The organism is Streptomyces sp. NPDC085927, assembly GCF_044540975.1.
Classification (GTDB): domain Bacteria; phylum Actinomycetota; class Actinomycetes; order Streptomycetales; family Streptomycetaceae; genus Streptomyces; species Streptomyces hirsutus.
On record NZ_JBITSN010000004.1, the window covers coordinates 197764 to 213198 of the forward strand.

The window sequence follows — 15435 nt, forward strand, 5'->3', positions numbered from 1 at the left end:
TGCGGCACGCGATGTGATCGAGCCGGACGGGCTGGACGTTCCGGACGGCCGGAACGGTCCGGGGGACGGCCCCGGAGGCCTGCGCCGTTCGGACGCGCGTGACGGCGTGACGGCTGTGGGACGGCGAGGTCAGCCCGGCAGGGTGTCCTCGTCGACGACATGCATGGCGGCCTCCTCGGCCGAGGCCGCCGCCCCGTCGATGCCGATGTCCGTGGCGACCAGGGCGGTCTCCTCGTCCTCGTGCGCCCCTTCGTCGGGAGCCACGAGCCGGCCGGAGCGCACGGCACCGACCTCGTTGTCCAGGAGCTCGCCGTCGGTGCCCTCGCTGTCACCGAGGTCGTCACCGCCGGCGGCGGCGAGATCGGGCAGCTCCTCGGCGAGCCGCTGGTCCAGGGTCTCGCCCGCCCTGCGCTCCGACGCCGTCACACCGCGGTGCTCCACGGCCCACGGCCGCTCGGGAGGGGACCAGCCCCGGTCGAGGGGATCGTCGACGCCGTCGTTCTCGAGGGTGTCCTCGGCGTCGAGCAGTCCGGCGTCGTCCTGGATCTCGGACCCGTCGGGCTGGTAGACGTCGTCTCCCCAACCGCCGGCTCTGTTCACGGGGACCTCCAGGGGGTGGGGACGGGCCCGGTCCCGCCGTGGCCCGTCGCGGGCCGCACCTGCACGGGGCACCGGCATCACCCGCACCCCGGTTCTCCGGAGCCCCCGGGTGTTCCCCGAGCCGGTGCCTGATTCCACCCTTCCACCCAGGTTCGGCTCCGCGCAACGGCACGGTCCGTCACCGGCGGCGGCCGGTGACGGACCGTGCACAGGGCGCATCCGCCCCAGGGCGTCTCACACCGAGGCCGGGGACCCGCCGGACGCGTCCGGCCGCACAGCCCGCCGCGCCGTCCCCCGCGCGCTCACCCCCACCGCCACCCTCACCCGGGCCCTCACCCGTGCCAGGAGCGCCACAGTGCCGCGTACGCACCGCCCGCGGCGACCAGTTCGTCATGGCTGCCCAGCTCGCTGATGCGGCCGTCCTCGACGACGGCGATGACGTCCGCGTCGTGGGCGGTGTGCAGGCGGTGGGCGATGGCGACGACGGTGCGGCCGTCGAGGACACGGGCCAGCGAGCGTTCCAGGTGCCGGGCCGCGCGGGGGTCCAGCAGCGAGGTCGCCTCGTCCAGCACCAGCGTGTGCGGGTCGGCCAGCACCAGCCGGGCCAGCGCGATCTGCTGCGCCTGGGCCGGGGTGAGCGACAGCCCGCCCGAGCCGACCTCACTGTCGAGGCCGTCGTCGAGCGCACGCGCCCAGCCGTCCGCGTCGACCGCGCCGAGCGCCGTCCACAGTTCGGCGTCCTCGGTATCCGTCCGGGCGAGCCGCAGGTTGTCGCGCAGGGAACCCACGAAGACGTGGTGCTCCTGGTTGACCAGGGCCACCTGGGTACGGACGCGTTCCGCGGTCATCCGGGACAGTTCGGCGCCGCCCAGGGTCACCGTGCCGTCCCGGGGCGCGTAGATCCCGGCGAGCAGCCGTCCCAGGGTGGACTTGCCCGCGCCGGAGGGGCCGACCAGCGCCAGCCTGGTGCCGGGCGCGACCTCCAGCGACACCTTGCGCAGCACGTCGACGCCCTCGTGGTAGCCGAAGTGCACCCGCTCGGCGCGCACATGGCGTCCCTCGGGGTTCAGCGCGGCATCACCGGCGCCGGGCTCGATGTCCCGGACCCCGACCAGCCGGGCCAGTGACACCTGGGCCACCTGCAACTCGTCGTACCAGCGCAGGATCAGCCCCACCGGGTCGACGAGCATCTGTGCCAGCAGCGCACCGGTCGTCAGCTGGCCGACACCGATCCAGCCCTGCAGGACGAAGACGCCACCGATCATCAGCACCGAGCCGAGCACGGTCACATGGGTGATGTTGATGACGGGGAAGAGCACCGACCGCAGCCACAGCGTGTAGCGCTCCCAGGCCGTCCACTCCTTGACCCGCTGGTCCGACAACGCCACCCGGCGCTCGCTGAGGCGGTGCGCCTCGATGGTCCGTCCCGCGTCCACGGTCTCGGCGAGCACCGCGGCCACGGCGGCGTACCCGGCGGCCTCGGAGCGGTACGCGGCCGGTGCCCGCCGGAAGTACCAGCGGCAGCCGGCCACGAGCAGGGGAACGGCGACCAGTACGGCCGGCGCCAGTTCGGGTGCCGTGACGACCAGACCGCCCAGCAGCAGCACCACCCACACCACACCGATGGCGAGCTGGGGCACCGCCTCGCGCATCGCGTTGCCGAGCCGGTCGATGTCGGTCGTGATCCGGGACAGCAGATCCCCCGTCCCGGCCCGCTCCAGCACGCCGGGCGGCAGCCCGACCGACCGCACCAGGAAGTCCTCGCGCAGATCGGCCAGCATCCGCTCGCCGAGCATCGCCCCGCGCAGCCGCACCTGCCGCACGAACACCGCCTGGACGACCAGCGCCGCCACGAACAGTGCGGCGGTGAGCCCCAGGTGGAGCTCCCGCGTACGGTCCGGGACCCGCTCCACCAGGCCGCCCAGCAGATACGGGCCGACCATCGAGGAGATCACCGCGACGGTGTTCACCGTGATCAGGAGCACGAAGGCCCTGCGGTGCCTGCGGAGCAGCTCGCCCACATAGGCACGGACGGTGGCGGGCGCGCCCACGGGCAGGGTGCCGGCCGTGGTCGGGGCCGCCGGGTCGTAGGCCGGTGGCGCCACGCCGATCATGCTGTCTCCTCGATCTCCACGAGCTTGTCCAGGTCGGACAGGTCGTCCGTCCCGACCCCTGTCCCGGCCTTGTCCCCGGTTTTCGCCTCGGCCTCCGTCTCGCGGGTCACCACGGCCCGGTACCGGGGTTCGGTACGCACCAGCTCGCGGTGGCCGCCGACCGCCACGACCGTCTCGCCGTGCAGGAAGACCACCTGGTCCGCCCGGTCCAGCAGCAGCGGCGACGAGGTGAACACGACGGTCGTCCGTCCCGCCCGCAGTTCCCGCACGCCGTCGGCGATACGGGCCTCGGTGTGCGAGTCGACCGCGGAGGTCGGCTCGTCCAGGACGAGGACCTCCGGGTCGGTGACCAGTGACCGGGCCAGCGAGAGCCGCTGCCGCTGGCCACCGGAAAGGGACCGTCCGCGCTCGGTGAGCTGCGCGTCCATCGGGTCCGCGGCGTCGAACGAGCCCTGCACCAGCGCCGCCAGTACGTCCCCGCACTGCGCGGCGCCCAGCGCCTCGCGCGCTTCGACGGCCCCGGACGCGGGGACGTCGAGCAGTTCGCGCAGCGTGCCCGACAGCAGCACCGGATCCTTGTCCTGGACGAGGACGGAGCCGCGGGCGGAGTCCAGCGGCAGCTCGTCGAGCGGCACGCCGCCGAGCAGCACCGAGCCGTTCCGCGCGGCGCCCGGGGTGTGCGTCGCGTGCCCGCCGAGCCGTTCGGCCAGGCGTCCCGCCGCGTCCGGATCACCGCACACCACGGCGGTGAACCGGCCCGCCGGGGCGAGCAGACCGGTCGCCGGGTCGTACAGGTCTCCGGAGGGCCTCTCGGGGCTCGCGGACCCCTTGGGACCGGGCGCCCCGGCGGTGTCCACGTCCCGTTCCAGCGACAGCACACGCGCCGCACGCTTGGCCGACGGCCGGGAGAAGGAGTAGGCCATCGCGATCTCCTCGAAGTGGCGCAGAGGATACGCGAGCAGCATCACCGAGCTGTAGACGGTGACCAGTTCACCCACGGCGATCCGCCCCTGCCGGGCCAGATGAACGCCGTAGCAGACCACCGTGATCAGCAGGATTCCCGGCAGCAACACCTGGATCGCGGCGATCAGGGACCACATCCGGGCGCTGCGCACGGCAGCGTGACGGACTTCCTGGGACGCGCGACGGTAGCGGTCGAGGAACAGCTCCTCGCCGCCGATGCCGCGCAGTACACGCAGTCCGGCGACGGTGTCCGAGGCGAGTTCCGTGGCCCGTCCGGCCTTCTCCCGCTGGACGTCGGCCCGCCGGGTGGCGTGGGGCAGCAGCGGCAGGACCGCGAGCGCCAGCAGGGGCAGGCCCACGACGACGACCACACCGAGCGCGGGCTGGTAGACGAGCAGGCCGACGCAGACCAGCACGATGGTGACCACGGCCGCGGTGAACCGGGACAGTGCCTCGACGAACCAGCCGATCTTCTCGACGTCACCGGTGGAGACGGCCACGACCTCGCCGGCCGCGACGCGCCGGGTCAGCGCGGAACCCAGCGTCGCGGTCCTGCGGGCCAGCAGCTGCTGGACACGGGCGGCCGCGGTGATCCAGTTGGTGACGGCGGCCCGGTGCAGGAAGGTGTCGCCGACCGCGTTGCCCACGCAGGCCAGCGCCATGAGCCCGCCGGCCAGGGCGAGCCCGCTGCCGGAACGGTCGACGGCGGCCTGGACGCCGATGCCCACACAGAACGGGAGCGAGGCGACGGAGGCGAAGTGCAGCAGTCCCCAGGCGAGGGACTTGATCTGGCCCGGGAGCTGATTCCGGAAGAGCCACCGCAGGAATCGGGGACCCGAGCGGGCGTCGGGCACGCCCGGGTCGGGATACGGAAGGTCTTGTATCTGCATGACGTCCCAGTGGCTCGCAAAGGCGGGGCCGCGTGGCGTCCTCGGACGGCGCGCGACAGCAAACCGTGACAGGTTGACGCCGTTGCGTGCCACAAAGCAAACGATTTTCCATGACAGCGCACAGAACCGGCTCGCCCCGCGGGACGGGGACCCCGGGGCACACCGCACGGCCCCGGCGGGCCCGCCGGCCCACGACGGCACGAGGCCACGGCGGCGACTCCGGCGCGGTGCCTCAGCAGGACGCGTCGCGGTGCGGCGGGGTGGCGGCCGTCCCGTCGACCAGCGTGTCCAGCAGCTCGCCGAGAACCTCGCGCTGCTCGTCCGCCAGCGGAGCCAGGATCTCCTCCGCGGCGGCCCTGCGCGCGGCGTGCAGCTCCCGCAGGGCCGCGTGTCCGTCGTCGGTGAGCTCGATCCGGATCACCCGCCGATTGGCCGGATCGGGCACCCGCCGCACCTTGCCGCTCGCCTCCAGCCCGTCGACCAGCGTCGTCACGGCTCGCGGCACCACCTCCAGCCGCTCCGCCAGGTCGGTCATGCGGGGCGGTGAGGCGTAGTGGGCGAGGGTGCGCAGCAGCCGGGACTGGGCGGGGGTGATGCCCAGTTCGCGCCGCACCAGATGGCGCTTCTGGATGCGGTGCACCCGGCGGGTCAGCCGAAGCAGCTGCTCGGCCAGCAGGCCCTCGGGGTCGGGGGTGGTCATGTGCGGAACAATATCAGGACGCCATTCATTGTGAGTGTAGGTAACAATGAGCTAAGCTCCGCTGTCCCGGTGTCCCCGCGGTGTGCCCCTGGCGGTCCCGGATTCCCGCGCCCCGCTCCCGAGCCCTCGAAGGAGACCATGCACCCCGACCACGAACCCGCCTGGAGCGCACCCGCGGGAGCCGAGAAACAACCCCGGCAGGTGCGCCGCATCCTGAGGCTGTTCCGCCCCTACCGGGGCCGCCTCGCGATCGTCGGTCTGCTCGTCGGAGCGGCGTCGCTCGTCTCGGTCGCCACCCCGTTCCTGCTCAAGGCGATCCTCGATGTCGCGATCCCCGAGCGCCGCACCGGACTGCTCAGTCTGCTGGCCCTCGGCATGATCCTCAGCGCCGTCCTCACCAGTGTCTTCGGTGTGCTCCAGACGCTGATCTCCACGACCGTCGGCCAGCGCGTCATGCACGATCTGCGCACCGCCGTCTACGACCGGCTCCAGCGCATGTCGCTCGCCTTCTTCACGCGCACCCGCACCGGCGAGGTCCAGTCCCGCATCGCCAACGACATCGGCGGCATGCAGGCCACCGTGACCTCCACGGCGACCTCCCTGGTCTCCAACCTCACCAGTGTCGTCGCCACCGTCGTCGCGATGCTCGTCCTCGACTGGCGGCTGACCGCCGTCTCGCTGGTCCTGCTGCCGGCCTTCGTGTGGATCAGCCGTCGTGTCGGCAACGAACGCAAGAGGATCACCACCCAGCGGCAGAAGCAGATGGCCTCGATGGCCGCCACGATCACCGAGTCGTTGTCGGTCAGCGGCATCCTCCTCGGCCGCACCATGGGCCGCTCCGACTCCCTGACCAGCGCCTTCGCCGAGGAGTCCGACCGTCTGGTGGACCTGGAGGTACGGTCGAGCATGGCCGGCCGCTGGCGCATGGCCGTCATCACGATCGTCATGGCCGCCATGCCCGCCGTCATCTACTGGACCGCGGGCCTCGCCCTGCGCACGGGCGGCCCCGGGGTCTCCATCGGGACGATCGTCGCCTTCGTCTCGCTCCAGCAGGGCCTGTTCCGGCCGGCCGTGAGCCTGCTGTCGACCGGGGTGCAGATCCAGGCCTCGCTCGCGCTGTTCCAGCGCATCTTCGAGTATCTCGACCTCCCGGTCGACATCACCGAGCGGGCGGACCCGGTCCGCCTCGGCCGGGTCGGCGGCGAGGTCCGGTTCGAGAACGTCACCTTCGGCTACGACGGCAAGGGCGGCCCCGTCCTCGACGGCATCGACATCACCGTCCCCGCCGGCACCAGTCTCGCGGTGGTCGGTTCGACCGGCGCCGGCAAGTCCACGCTGGGCCACCTCGTGCCACGGCTGTACGACGTCACCGGCGGCCGGGTCACCCTCGACGGGGTCGATGTGCGCGACCTCGACTTCGACACCCTGGCGCGCGCCGTCGGCGTCGTCTCCCAGGAGACGTACCTCTTCCACGCCTCCGTGGCCGACAACCTGCGGTTCGCGAAGCCCGACGCCACGGAGGAGGAACTCCACGCGGCGGCACGGGCGGCACAGATCCACGACCACATCGCCGCCCTGCCCGACGGGTACGACACCGTCGTGGGGGAGCGCGGCCACCGCTTCTCCGGCGGTGAGAAGCAGCGCCTGGCGATCGCCCGGACCATTCTGCGCGATCCGCCGGTGCTCGTTCTCGACGAGGCCACCAGCGCGCTCGACACCCGTACCGAGGCCGCCGTCCAGCAGGCCATCGACGCGCTGTCCGCCGACCGCACCACGCTCACCATCGCCCACCGGCTCTCCACCGTCCGCGGTGCCGACCAGATCGTGGTGCTCGACGCGGGACGTGCGGTCGAACGCGGCACGCACGAGGAACTCCTGGAGCGGGACGGGAGATACGCGGCGCTGGTCCGCAGGGACGCCCAACTGGAGCCGACAAGATGAAAATATGCCGGGTTTATGACGATATGCGGGTTACCGTGCCCGCATGCAGACGAACACTCCGTCACGGAACTCGATCCGACTGACGCGCCGGGGGCGGCTCGCCCTCGCCGCGACCGGGGCCGTCGTGGCCGGTACCGCCGTGGCGGTGCCCCTCCTCGTCCTGAGCGACGACGGCGACTCCCGCCCCACGACCCTGGTCGTCCCGGAGGGCCGGCGGGCGAACCAGGTGTACGCGGCCGTCGACAAGGCCCTCGGACTGCCCGCGGGGAGTACGAAGAAGTCCCTCGCGAAGGCCGACCTCAAGCTGCCGGGCGACGCCGACGGGAACCCGGAGGGCTACCTCTTCCCGGCGACGTATCCGCTGAAGGAGAAGGCGACGCCGGAGCAGTTGCTGGCGCTGATGGTCGAGACGGCCAACAAGAAGTTCAACGGAGCCCCGGTCGCCGCCGGCGCGCAGCGCAACGCGATGAACGTCTATCAGGCCGTCACCATCGCGAGCATCGTCCAGGCCGAGGCGTCCTCCAGGGCCGACATGGGCAAGGTCGCCCGGGTGATCTTCAACCGTCTGGAGCGCGGGATGCCGCTGCAGATGGACTCGACGGTCGACTACGCCCTGGGCCGTTCGACGCCCGGCGTCAGGGAGAGGGACATCGAGGCCGACAGCCCCTACAACTCCTATGCGCGCATGGGGCTGCCGCCCACCCCGATCGACAATCCCGGCGAGGAGGCGATGCGTGCGGCGATCAACCCGACGCCGGGCGACTGGCTGTACTTCATCACGGTCAAGCCCGGTGACACCCGCTTCACCGCCGACTACAACGAACACCAGAGCGATCTCGCCGAGTTCAACAGCCGGCAGCAGAAGCAGGAGCAGGAGCGGAAGGAGAAGCAGGCGGAGCCGGGGGAGAAGTGAGTCGGCCCGCACCGGTCGTCGGCGTGGGACCGTGACGCGCTCCTCCGTCGTCGGCGTCAGACCGTGACGCGCTCCTCCGCCAGCAGGCGCCTGATGTCCCGTACGGCAGCGCGTCCGGCGCGGTTGGCGCCGACGGTGCTGGCCGAGGGGCCGTAGCCGACGAGGTGGACGCGGGGGTCGGCGACGGCCCGGGTGTCCTCGACGCGGATGCCGCCACCGGGTTCCCGCAACCGCAGCGGAGTGAGGTGGTCGACGGCCGGACGGAATCCGGTGGCCCACAGGATGACGTCGGCCGCCACCCGTCGCCCGCCCTTCCATTCCACCCCCTCCGGCGTGATCCGGTCGAACATCGGCTGCCGGTCCAGTACGCCGTCGGCGATGCCCCGGCGGATCGCGTCGTTCAGGGGCAGTCCCGTCACCGAGACGACACTGCGCGGCGGCAGTCCCTGCCGCACCCGCTCCTCGACCAGCGCCACGGCCGCCCGTCCCGCCTCCTCGTCGAAGGGGCCCTCGCGGAAGACCGGGGGCCGCCGGGTCACCCAGGTGGTGTCCGCCGCGTACGGGGCGATCTCCAGCAGGTGCTGCGTGGCCGAGGCACCTCCCCCCACCACGACGACCCGCTGCCCGGCGAACGCCTCGGGGCCGGGGTACTGCGCGGTGTGCAACTGCCGCCCCAGGAAGGTTTCCTGCCCCTCGTAGCGCGGCCAGAAGGGCCGGCCCCAGGTGCCGGTGGCGTTGATCAGCGTCCGCGTCGACCAGGTGCCCGCCGAGGTCTCCACGAGCAGCCGTCCGCCGGTGCCCTCCCGTACCGTCCGCACCTTCACCGGCCGCCGTACCCGCAGGTCGAACGTCCGCTCGTAACGGTCGAAGTACTCGGTGATGACCTCGGAGGACGGCCGCGCCGGATCGGCGTCCGTGAGTTCCATGCCGGGCAGCGAGTGCATCCCGTGCACCCTGCCGTACGTGAGCGAGGGCCAGCGGTACCGCCAGGCCCCGCCGGGGCCCGGGTTGTGGTCGAGCACCACGAAGTCGCGCTCCGGCTCGAAACCGGTGCGCCGCAGGTGGTAGGCGCCGGACAGTCCCGCCTGTCCGGCGCCTATGACGACTGCCTGGATCTCGGCCGCCTCGGCCCCGCTGATGTAGTTCACGTTTCTACTAACGCTGCCGGGGGTGCGGATCTTCCCCCGAGCCGTCACCGCCACTCGGGGCTTCCTTCCTCGAAGACCCCCGGCGCATGGGCCAGGATGGAAGCCATGTCAGACGCCTTCACCACCCGGGTCCTCGACGTCGCCACCGGCTCCGCGGAGCGGATCGTCGACCTCACCCGTGACTGTGAGTCCTTCCTGCGGGAGGTGGCGGCCGGCCGCGACGGACTGCTCAACGTCTTCGTGCCGCACGCCACCGCCGGCATTGCCGTCATCGAGACCGGAGCGGGCAGCGACGACGACCTCCTGGCCGCTCTGCACAGCCTGCTGCCGGCCGACGACCGCTGGCAGCACCGCCACGGCAGCCCCGGCCACGGCCGCGACCACGTCCTGCCCGCCCTCGTCCCGCCGCACGCCACCCTGCCCGTACTGGACGGCCGACTGGAGCTGGGCACCTGGCAGTCCGTGTGCCTGGTCGACACGAACAGGGACAATCCCGACCGTCAGGTCCGGCTGTCGTTCCTCGGGTAGCCCGGCAGCAGCCGCAGGAGGGCGTGAACGGGGTGCCGGGCATCCCTGCCGGCGACTTTCCGGAGAGGAACCGGCGGGCCCGGGGCCGGCGTCGGCAACGCCCCTCGGTCACCACCGTTGCCGACCGCAACGTACCTCGCTATGTTAATCGAAAATCACATCCGTGCGACGAGGCGCATCACGCATTGGTCGCACAACCGGCAAGTCTGCGAAGGCACCTGGAACCATCTGGCCCATCAGGGAAGCAGGTAAGTCAATGGATAACCTCAGCAGGCGAAAGGTCCTGTCACTCGGTGCCGCACTCGGCCTCGTGGGTGTGGCGAACCCCGTCCAGGCGTGGGCGTCGACGGGCTCGGTGACAGGGGCCGCCGCGGGGACCGGTCCGGAGTGGATCTGGGACGACGCGGCGGACCCTCTGATGGTTTCGATGCTCGAGAAGGGACATGTTCCGGCGATCAACACCGCATGGGCGTCGTGGGTGAACAACAACGACCCGCTGCCCAGCGGCCTGCCGGCCGAATTCGCCGCATACCTGCGCCAGGTGAACCGGCTTCCCTCCTGGGCAGACCAGACCAAGCTGACCCGCGCCGGTGACTTCAACCGGCGCCGGGACACCTACCTCTTCATGCTGTACGGCCTCGGCAGCGGCATCATGAGCACCGTGATCCCGCGCGAGGCCAAGAGCGTCTACTGGTCCGCGGGCGGCGCCGACATGCAGGACCGCGCGGCCAAGACGTTCACCTTCGGCTACGACCTGTCCGAGCTGGGTGCGTTCAAGCCGACGGGGCAGTTCGTCGTCACCGCGAACAAGACACGCGTGGTGCACGCCGCGGTGCGTCACCTGCTGCCGCAGTCGCCGCACTGGCGGGCGGTCGCCGACGAGACCATCCCGATCAGCGCCGCCGACATCCTGGTCACCTTCCACAGCCTGGGCACCTACGTGCACCGGAAGCTGCTCGACTGGAGGATCCCGTACCCGGCCGCGGACCAGGAGGCGTTCCTGCACTCGTGGCAGGTCGCCGTCCACCTGCTCGGCGTACCCTACGAGCACATTCCCAAGACCTGGGCGGCCGCCGAAGCCCAGGCGGCGCAGGTGCTCACCCCGATCCTCGCCCCGTCCACCGAGGGCATCGAACTGGCCGAGGAACTGCTCGGCCTGACCGCGCAGATCGACCTCGGCGTCACGCGCGGGTTCCTGAACGAGTTCGTCCGCTACGTCCTCAGCGACGAGGTCGGCGACTGGCTGGGACTGAAGCGCGACTACGCGGCGGCGGCCCTGGTCCGTACCGCGTGGCCGGCGTACGTCCTGTTCCGTGAGGGGGTGTCGCCCGTCATGCCCGGAACCTTCTACATGGTCGACCAGTTCGTGCGAGCCCTGGCCATGCTGTTCCTCAACAAGGGCGGCTCCGGGACCACCACCCCCATCACGATCCCCACCGGAAACAGGTCGGCCGGCTGAGCCGCCGGTCCGGTCCCACCCGTGCCCACCCCGCGGCAGATGCGCCGGGGGCGGGCCCCGTGGGACATCCGTGCGAGGTGCTTCACGGCGCGGCGCCCCGCCGCGCGCCCGGTTCCGACGCCCGTTCAGAGACCGAGAGAGCCCATGACCAGAGCGGTCACGGCTTCTCGGTGGTCAGGGCTGTCCCGCCACCGCAGTCTGCGTCCGGCCTCGACCGCCACGCCGAACCCCGCGTGCACCAGCACCCGGGCCTGGCGCGGGTCCAGCTCCGGACGGGCCAGCCGCAACTGCTGTTCCCAGACGGCGATGTGTTCACGCTGTGCGAGGACCACGGACCGCCGCAGGTCGGCCGGCAAGCCGGCGAGCTCGGCTTCGGCAACGCTGTTGAGCGCGGTGTACTCGAAGCTGTAGGCCACGTGCGTCGCCGCCAGCGCGACGACGGCGTCGTGCGGGCCGGACACCTCATGAAGACTCCGCTCCACCCCCTGGGCCAGCAGCGCCGCCGCCTGAAGGCACGCCGCCGCCAGGATGTCGACCTTGCCGGGGTAGTGACGGTAGAGCGCGGACGGGGCCAGTCCCACCGCTTCCGCGATCTGTCCGTTCGTGACACTGGCGAACCCGTCCCGTGCGAACAGCGGGATGGCGGCCGCGAGGATCTCCGCGCCTCGCGTGCGCGGCACCGGCTGGGCGGGCAGCTCGACGGGGCGTGCGCCCCCCTGGGCCGCCGCGGGATCGGTCGCGGCCACGCGCAGCGCGGACGCCAGCAGCAGTTCCTCGGCCCGACGTTGAGCAATCGAGGTGTGATGCATCGTGATGGACCCGATCGCACCGAGGGCTGCCACGGCCCGCAGGCGCTCGTCAGGCAGTGAGTACTCGCGCTGCACCGCCTCGTCGACCCGCCCGACGACGTGCCCGAACTTCGCCCTGAGAAGCCGGCGGTCCTCGCGGTTGAGGTACCGGGCCTCCCATCGGTACACGCCGCCCGACGCGCGGTGCGCGACGGTGGCCCGGGTGACGGCGGTGAGCACGTCCCTCAAGGCCGCCCCGGGCGGCACCTCGTCGACCGCGGCGACAAGCCGGTCCGCCATGACGTCGGCGCACTCGGCGAACAGCGCGTACTTGTTCGGGAAGTGCCGGTACAGGGCCGCCGCGGTGATACCCACGCCTGCGGCGATCTCCTCCATGGAGGCCGTGTGGTAGCCGCGCTCGCTGAAGGCCCGGCCGGCCGCCTCGACGATGAGCTGCTTGCGGTTGCGGGGCCGAGTGGCCGCGGTCGGATCGGCGGTCACGGCCGAACGGGCGGATGCGGAGACGGGGCCATGCGGATGAGTCAATCACACGTCGCTCGAAGGCCTTGGGCTCCCTCGGCGCGGACTGAGTGAACCTGATCCGTACCAGGACACCCGACCGCTGCCCGCACCTGCCAGTGGTCCTGCCGCGGTCGGGGCCGCCTCGACGGAGATCGGTGGACACCAGCCGCGGCAACCCCGACCGCGGGGTCCGGCCGGGCTTTCCCGGAGGCCGGTGGACCGAAGGGCCGGCAGACCGGTGAGCGGACGCCTCACCGTACGGGGCTGTCCGCCGCCCCGGTGGGGAACTCCTCGACGCCGAGCACCCGGAGCAGTTCCAGCCGCTCGCGGGCCTCGGCGTCCGCCGGGGTGAACACGAGCAGCAACTGACCCTGGTCCGGAGTGACCAGGGTCTCGCAGTTCAGCAGCAGACGGCCCACCCGCGGGTGCAGCAGGGTCTTGCGGTCGGCACGGCGGACCGCCACCTCGTGTGCGTCCCAGAGCCGGCGGAACTCGGCGCTCGCGGCCCGCAACCGGTCGACGAGCCCGGCGACTTCGGGATCGCCGGACCGGCGGCCGGCGGTCGCGCGCAGGTCGGCCACGAGCTGGTGGGCGTGGTGCTCGTGGTCCTCGGGCGGGTGGACGGCGCGGGCAGCGGGCTCGGTGAACCAGCGGTGCACGAGGTAGCGCCGGTCGCCGGTGTGGCCCGTGTGATCACCCGTCAGCAGCACGGACGCCCGGTTCTGCGCGAGGACCTCGCCCAGGTCGGACAGCACCAGGGCCGGGGTGTCGCCGAGCAGGTCGAGCATCCGCGTCAGACCGGCGCGCGCCGACCGGGCCGTCCCGTCGGCGGGCGGGGGCCGGTGGCCGGCCAGATGGAACAGGTGGTCGCGCTCGTCGTCGGAGAGGCGCAACGCCCTCGCCAGCGCGCCGAGCAGCTGGGGCGAGGGCTGACTGCTGCGCCCCTGCTCGAGGCGTACGACGTAGTCCACCGACATGCCGGCGAGCATGGCCACCTCCTCCCGGCGCAGGCCGGCGGTGCGGCGACGGGGGCCGCCGGTGATGCCGACCTCCGCCGGGCGGATCGCCTCACGGCGGCGGCGCAGGAAATCGGCGAGCTGGTCGCGTTGCATGCCCCCATGGTCCCTCGCGGCGGGGGAGCCCATCCAGGGAGCGCCGCTCCCATGATGAACGCTCCGCTCCCGTCCGTCGCGGCACGGGTCCAGGGTGGTTGTCGGATCGACGACGAAGGAGAACGCGATGCAGACACGAACCCTCGGCAGCGCCGGCCCGGCCGTTTCCGCGCTGGGTCTGGGTGCGATGGGCATGTCGGGCGCCTACGGCGAGGCCGACCGCGCGGAGAGTGTCGCCACCGTGCACGCCGCGCTGGAGGCCGGCGTCACGCTGATCGACACCGGAGACTTCTACGGGATGGGCCACAACGAGCTGCTGCTCGCCGAGGCGCTGCGCGGCCGGGACCGGGACGGCTATCGGCTGAGCGTCAAGTTCGGCATGCTGGCAGGGCCGGGCTCCGTCTTCGGCGGGGCCGACGGCCGCCCCGAGGCGGTGAAGAACTTCCTCGCCCACTCCCTGACCCGGCTCGGCACCGACCACATCGACATCTACCGCCCCGCCCGGCTCGATCCCGCGGTACCGATCGAGGAGACGGTGGGCGCGATCAAGGAGATGATCGACGCCGGGTACGTGCGACACCTCGGCCTCTCGGAGGTCGACGCGGCGACGATCCGCCGGGCGCACGCCGTCCACCCGGTCGCCGACCTGCAGATCGAGTACTCCCTGATCTCCCGTGCGGTGGAGGCGGAGGTACTGCCCACGCTGCGTGAACTCGGCATCGGCCTGACCGCCTACGGCGTCCTCGGCCGCGGCCTCATCTCCGGGCACTGGTCCGCCGGCCACAGTGGAGGCCCCGGTGACCACCGCGGAGGCAGCCCGCGCTTCTCGGGCGCGAACGTCGAGCACAACCTCGCCCTCGTGGAGGCGCTGCGCAGGGTCGCCGCGGCGAAGGGGTGCACCGTCGCCCAGCTGGCCATCGCCTGGGTGGCCGCCCAGGGTGAGGACATCGTGCCGCTGGCCGGCGCCCGCACCCGCGAGAGGCTGGCCGAGGCGCTGCCCGCGACGGAGCTGGACCTCACCGCGGACGACCTCGTGCAGATCGAGAAGGCGGTGCCCCCGGGCTCGGCACGCGGCGACCGCTATCCGGCCGCGTTCATGCCGGGCCTCGGCGTGGGCAACTGAGCGCGGCTCTCCGGCGGCTTCGGCCCCGAAGCGGGGCGGGGCCCGCCGGAGAGCGCGGAGAGCACGCAGGTCCGGAGAACCCGGAGAACCCGGAGAACCCGGAGAACCCGGAGAACCCGGAGTGTCCGGAGAGAGCGGGACGGGCGGCTTCAGAAGGAAGCGGCGCCGTCCGATTCCACGAACCGGGCGAGATGCGTCAGCGCCCAGCGGGCCCCCGCCTCGTTGTCCGCGGCGGGCACGGCGTCGGGGACGCCCTCGTGGACCACCAGGACGTCGGTGCCGCCGCCGTCGGCGTCCGTGAGGGTGGTCGTCATGGTCATCGTGCCGCGCAGCGCCGGGTCCTCGGCCTCGAACTCGAGGACCTCCACCACCATCTCGCCCGGCACGAGCCGCGCGAAGCTGCCGTGGTAGGTGTCGGTGTGCGCGGCCGACTTGCCGACCGCGTCCGGCGCGTCGTACGTGAGCGACATCCGGAACCTGCCGCCCTCGCGCGCCTCGAACTCGTGAACCTCGCCCCGCATGCCCGGCGGCACCCGCCACCGCGCGATCGCGTCCGAGCTCACCAGCGCCCGGTAGACGGCCGGCCGGGGAGCGTTCACCCGGCCCGAGACCCGCGTCGTGTACATGGACCTAT

General features: G+C 72.3%; 13 protein-coding genes. 5 read left to right on the plus strand and 8 right to left on the minus strand.

What is annotated here, in order from left to right; genetic code table 11:
• Positions 1 to 129: 129 nt before the first annotated feature.
• From ACIF80_RS12775 to ACIF80_RS12790, 4 genes are all read right to left on the minus strand, one after another.
• A complete protein-coding gene (locus ACIF80_RS12775) occupies positions 130 to 600 on the minus strand; it encodes a DUF5709 domain-containing protein (protein ID WP_399803050.1) in 471 nt (156 codons plus the stop codon).
• A gap of 332 nt (positions 601 to 932) precedes the next feature.
• On the minus strand, positions 933 to 2714 hold the full coding sequence (locus tag ACIF80_RS12780; protein WP_399803053.1) for an ABC transporter ATP-binding protein: 1782 nt from the start codon (positions 2712 to 2714) through the stop codon (positions 933 to 935).
• Positions 2711 to 4567: an ABC transporter transmembrane domain-containing protein gene (locus ACIF80_RS12785; RefSeq protein WP_399803055.1), complete on the minus strand. Its 1857-nt coding sequence runs from the start codon at positions 4565 to 4567 to the stop codon at positions 2711 to 2713. Before ACIF80_RS12785 ends, ACIF80_RS12780 begins: the two co-directional genes overlap by 4 nt.
• A 232-nt stretch (positions 4568 to 4799) precedes the next feature.
• Positions 4800 to 5267 (minus strand): MarR family winged helix-turn-helix transcriptional regulator, encoded by a 468-nt coding sequence (locus ACIF80_RS12790; RefSeq protein WP_399803058.1) that lies wholly within the window; start codon positions 5265 to 5267, stop codon positions 4800 to 4802.
• Between the two features lie 138 nt (positions 5268 to 5405).
• On the opposite strand from ACIF80_RS12790, the gene ACIF80_RS12795 reads away from it, so the two are divergent.
• On the plus strand, positions 5406 to 7208 hold the full coding sequence (locus tag ACIF80_RS12795) for an ABC transporter ATP-binding protein (RefSeq protein ID WP_399803061.1): 1803 nt from the start codon (positions 5406 to 5408) through the stop codon (positions 7206 to 7208).
• Positions 7209 to 7251: 43 nt separating this feature from the next.
• Positions 7252 to 8121, plus strand: coding sequence for an endolytic transglycosylase MltG (gene mltG / locus ACIF80_RS12800; protein ID WP_399803064.1), 870 nt, complete (start codon positions 7252 to 7254; stop codon positions 8119 to 8121).
• Positions 8122 to 8177: 56 nt separating this feature from the next.
• On the opposite strand, the gene ACIF80_RS12805 is transcribed toward mltG, so the two are convergent.
• Positions 8178 to 9260: an NAD(P)-binding domain-containing protein gene (locus ACIF80_RS12805; RefSeq protein WP_399803933.1), complete on the minus strand. Its 1083-nt coding sequence runs from the start codon at positions 9258 to 9260 to the stop codon at positions 8178 to 8180.
• A gap of 114 nt (positions 9261 to 9374) precedes the next feature.
• On the opposite strand from ACIF80_RS12805, the gene ACIF80_RS12810 reads away from it, so the two are divergent.
• Together ACIF80_RS12810 and ACIF80_RS12815 are read left to right on the plus strand one after the other, a co-directional pair.
• On the plus strand, positions 9375 to 9797 hold the full coding sequence (locus ACIF80_RS12810; protein ID WP_399803066.1) for a secondary thiamine-phosphate synthase enzyme YjbQ: 423 nt from the start codon (positions 9375 to 9377) through the stop codon (positions 9795 to 9797).
• A gap of 256 nt (positions 9798 to 10053) precedes the next feature.
• Positions 10054 to 11256, plus strand: a complete 1203-nt coding sequence (locus ACIF80_RS12815; protein WP_399803068.1) for an oxygenase MpaB family protein — start codon at positions 10054 to 10056, stop codon at positions 11254 to 11256.
• A 125-nt stretch (positions 11257 to 11381) separates the two neighbouring features.
• On the opposite strand, the gene ACIF80_RS12820 is transcribed toward ACIF80_RS12815, so the two are convergent.
• Complete coding sequence (locus ACIF80_RS12820) at positions 11382 to 12545, minus strand: TetR/AcrR family transcriptional regulator (RefSeq protein ID WP_399803071.1); 1164 nt, start codon at positions 12543 to 12545, stop codon at positions 11382 to 11384.
• Between the two features lie 272 nt (positions 12546 to 12817).
• Positions 12818 to 13678 carry a helix-turn-helix transcriptional regulator gene (locus ACIF80_RS12825; protein ID WP_399803074.1) on the minus strand — a complete coding sequence of 287 codons (861 nt, stop codon included), beginning with the start codon at positions 13676 to 13678 and terminating at the stop codon, positions 12818 to 12820.
• A gap of 127 nt (positions 13679 to 13805) precedes the next feature.
• Between ACIF80_RS12825 and ACIF80_RS12830 the strand changes: the two genes are divergently transcribed.
• Positions 13806 to 14801 carry an aldo/keto reductase gene (locus ACIF80_RS12830; protein ID WP_399803077.1) on the plus strand — a complete coding sequence of 332 codons (996 nt, stop codon included), beginning with the start codon at positions 13806 to 13808 and terminating at the stop codon, positions 14799 to 14801.
• Positions 14802 to 14950: 149 nt separating this feature from the next.
• On the opposite strand, the gene ACIF80_RS12835 is transcribed toward ACIF80_RS12830, so the two are convergent.
• On the minus strand, positions 14951 to 15427 hold the full coding sequence (locus ACIF80_RS12835) for an SRPBCC domain-containing protein (RefSeq protein ID WP_399803080.1): 477 nt from the start codon (positions 15425 to 15427) through the stop codon (positions 14951 to 14953).
• Positions 15428 to 15435 lie beyond the last annotated feature (8 nt).